Below are 2605 nucleotides of genomic sequence, written 5' to 3' on the forward strand. Positions count from 1 at the left end.
CTCATCGCCGACCTGCGCGAGGCGCTCGACATCCACGGCTGAGCCGCGCCCCACCCACACCGCCGCATGACGATCCTGGCCGTCGACTTCGGGTCGACCTTCACCAAGGGTGCCCTGCTCTCCGACGACGGCATCGTGATCGGCACGGCATCCACACCCACGACGGGCACGCAGGGCCGCGGCGACATCCTCGACGGCTACCGCGCGCTGCGCGCCGAGCTTGGGGTGTCCGACGACGCGAGAGTGCGGGCGTGCTCGAGCGCCGGAGGCGGACTGCGGCTCGCGGTGGTCGGCTACGAGCGCACCGTCACCGCGCAGGCCGGTCATCGCGTGGGGCTGTCGGCGGGGGCGAAGGTCGTCCACGTCGCCAGCGGCGAGCTGACGACGGCCGACGTCGCCGCCGTCCGCGCGTCGGGGCCGGACATCATCCTGCTCGTCGGGGGCACCGACGGCGGCAACCGGAACGTCCTGCTGCACAACGCAGCCCGCCTCGCCAAGGGCGTCATCGGAGGTCGCGGCGCGCACGCCGTTCCGGTCGTGGTGGCAGGCAACGTCGACGCGCGCGACGAGGCCGCAGCGGTCCTCACGAGCACCGGCCGCCCGACCGTCCTGGCCGACAACGTCCTCCCGCAGATCGGTGTCATCGCGCCGGAGTCCGCCAGGGCCGCGATCCGCGAGGCCTTCCTGCGCCACGTCATCGGCGGCAAGGGCCTGTCGCGCGACCCGGCCTTCGCGGCGATGGTCGAGGCAGCGACGCCCGACGTCGTGCTGCGCGGCGTCGAGGTGCTGGCCTCGGTGACGGACGGTGACGTGCTCGTCGTCGATGTCGGCGGTGCGACGACCGACGTCTACTCGTGCCTGACTCCCACGGGCGAGGATGCCGCCCTGCGCAAGGACGTCGTCGCGCCGCTCTGGCACGCTCGCGCGGTCGAGGGCGACCTCGGTCTGCGCTGGAACGCCGAGCACGTCATCGAGGCGGYCACCGCCGAGCACCTCCTCGACACGGTCGCCGACCCCGCGGCCCTGACGGCGTATGCCGCCCGCGTCCACGAGCGCCCCGGCTCGCTCCCCGGCGACGACGTCGAGCGAGGCCACGACCTCGAGCTGGCGCGACTAGCGGCCCTGGTCGCGGTCCGCCGGCACGCTCGACCCGCCCAGCCGACCGAGTCGGCCCGTCCGCTCGCCGACGTCAGGGTCCTCGTCGGGTCCGGAGGAGTGCTGCGCCACACCGACGCCTCCGGCCGCGACCACGTGCTGGGCGCGATCCTGGCCGACCACGCCGGTGGCTGGAAGGTGCCGCGCGCGGCGCAAGCGACGGTCGACACGGCATACCTGCTCTTCGCGGCCGGCCTCCTCGCCACCCCCGACGCGACCACGTCGGACGCCCCGGAGCACCCCGACCTCGCCCGCACGGTGGCCGCCCAGATCCTCTAACCGTCGAAAGGCCACGTGTGGTCGCCTCTCAACCGTCGAAAGGCCGCGTCTGGCCGCCTCTCAACTGTCGAAAGGCCGCGTGTGGTCGCCTCCGTGCCGTCGAGTGGCCACGCGGCTGGGGTCATCCACACCTCTGGAACGGATCGCCATCCCATCCACAGGCTCACTCAAGGACCTGTCGCTGCAGCCGCGCGTCGTCCATCGTCCCCGCATGGATCCCACGCCGCTGCCCCACGACCTGACGACCCGTCCCTTCCTCGCGTCGGAGGCCCTCGCGTTGGGTCTGACGCGCCGACGCCTCCGGGCCCAGGACCTGTGGACGCCCACGCGCGGCGTCCGATCCGTGAAGCTGCCGACAACCGTTTTCGAGCAAGCTCAGAGCTTCGTCGCCGCGGCGCCGAAGGACTTCGCCTTCTCCCACGTGACCGCAGCCCAGCTGTTGGGCATCCCGCTTCCGTATGCCGTGGAGGACGACTTGAGGATCCACATCGTCACGCCAACCGCAGCCAACCGGGTCCGGCGGCCGGAGGTCTGGGGTCACCGCGGCCTGGAGAGCCGGGAGGTCGTCCAGGTGGAGGGACTGCCCGTCGTCGCGCCGGCAGACACCTGGGCCGATCTCGGTGAGTTCGTCGGTCCGGGCCGCCCGGTCGGCCTCGACGACCTCATCGTGGCGGGGGATGCGGTGGCCAACCTGCTCGGCGGGACCGAGCCGCTACGCCGCGCCGTCGAGCGGCGTGTCCGGCCTCGCGGCAAGGTGACGCTCACCTACGCGATCCCTCGTATCAGGGTGGGCTCCTGGTCGCCCATGGAGACTCGGAGTCGCCTCATGGTGATGCGAGCCGGACTCCCTGAACCCCTGCTCAACGAGGACGTCGTCAGCCACTCAGGGGTGTGGTTGGGCTGCGGGGACCTCGTCTGGCTGGAGCAGAGGGTGGTCGGTGAGTACCAAGGCGTGGAGTTCCACTCGCGACTGATGGACCAGCGCCACGACGGGGTCCGGCTCAGGGATATCGAGCGCGGTGACTGGGTCGTGGTCGAGATCCTTGCGCCCGATGTCTTCGACCCCCAGTGCCGGGCGGCCAAACTGAGGGAGTTCGCCGGTCACCTCGGCGTCAACCCACACGTCCTGGACATCATGGGAGCCGAACCGCAGTTCCTGGCTCCGGCGCAG

Annotated in this window: 2 protein-coding genes; both read left to right on the forward strand. The window is 71.9% G+C overall.

The annotated features are described in order from the left end of the window. Positions 1–66 precede the first annotated feature (66 nt). Positions 67–1434, forward strand: coding sequence for a glutamate mutase L (locus AC1DP0_RS20690; RefSeq protein ID WP_478088231.1), 1368 nt, complete (start codon positions 67–69; stop codon positions 1432–1434). 211 nt (positions 1435–1645) lie between these two features. Next, positions 1646–2605 (forward strand): hypothetical protein (locus AC1DP0_RS20695; protein WP_478088233.1); only part of this gene is annotated, 960 nt, incomplete at its 3' end.

It is taken from the genome of Terrabacter sp. P5_B1, assembly GCF_056400505.1.